This is a genomic window from Rhizobium rosettiformans W3, assembly GCF_004912135.1.
GTDB lineage: Bacteria > Pseudomonadota > Alphaproteobacteria > Rhizobiales > Rhizobiaceae > Allorhizobium > Allorhizobium rosettiformans.
The window spans coordinates 1-730 of sequence record NZ_STGU01000079.1 but is presented as its reverse complement, the minus strand read 5'-3'; the positions used below and the strand labels follow the sequence as shown (position 1 = coordinate 730).

At 55.2% G+C, this 730-nt stretch carries 1 tRNA gene and 2 rRNA genes; all 3 read left to right on the top strand.

The window, feature by feature from the left end:
- Positions 1 to 189, top strand: a 23S ribosomal RNA gene (locus FAA86_RS24430); the annotation flags it as partial.
- Between the two features lie 220 nt (positions 190 to 409).
- Positions 410 to 524 (top strand): 5S ribosomal RNA (gene rrf / locus FAA86_RS24425).
- Between the two features lie 129 nt (positions 525 to 653).
- Positions 654 to 730 (top strand) — tRNA-Met (locus tag FAA86_RS24420).

Here is a 730-nt window from a genome sequence, read left to right as displayed (position 1 = left end):
CTGCCAAGGGCATAGCAGGGTAGCTATATATGGAAGGGATAACCGCTGAAGGCATCTAAGCGGGAAACCCACCTGAAAACGAGTATTCCCTATCAGAGCCGTGGAAGACGACCACGTTGATAGGACGGGTGTGGAAGCGCAGCAATGTGTGAAGCTTACCGTTACTAATAGCTCGATTGGCTTGATCGTTCTCATTGCTTGTGTTCATCAGCGCTGCGCTGCAGCGCCGATGATGCTTCTCTTTTGTCCTGACGCGCTTTGCGCTCCGGACGGGCCGCCAAACGATTGGCGACGGCCTATCGGCCTGTATGGGTAGTCCCACGCAGACGAAGGCAGAGAAAAGACGTGTTCAAAAAAATAAATCAGGCGAATGCCTGTGCCAGCTTCTCAATTGATTGCCCTTAGCCGACCTGGTGGTTATGGCGGGGTGGCTGCACCCGTTCCCATTCCGAACACGGCCGTGAAACGCCCCAGCGCCAATGGTACTTCGTCTCAAGACGCGGGAGAGTAGGTCGCTGCCAGGTCTGCTAAAGGCAATCAAAATCTTCTCAACACACACTCGGCCCAAGCCGAAATCTTAGGGCCGCTCTCAAAGCGGCCCTTTCGCTTTAAAAAGTCTTTCATGCGTTAGAACAGCCGTTCGACGCTCTTGGCGCGGGGTGGAGCAGCCCGGTAGCTCGTCAGGCTCATAACCTGAAGGCCGCAGGTTCAAATCCTGCCCCCGCAACCA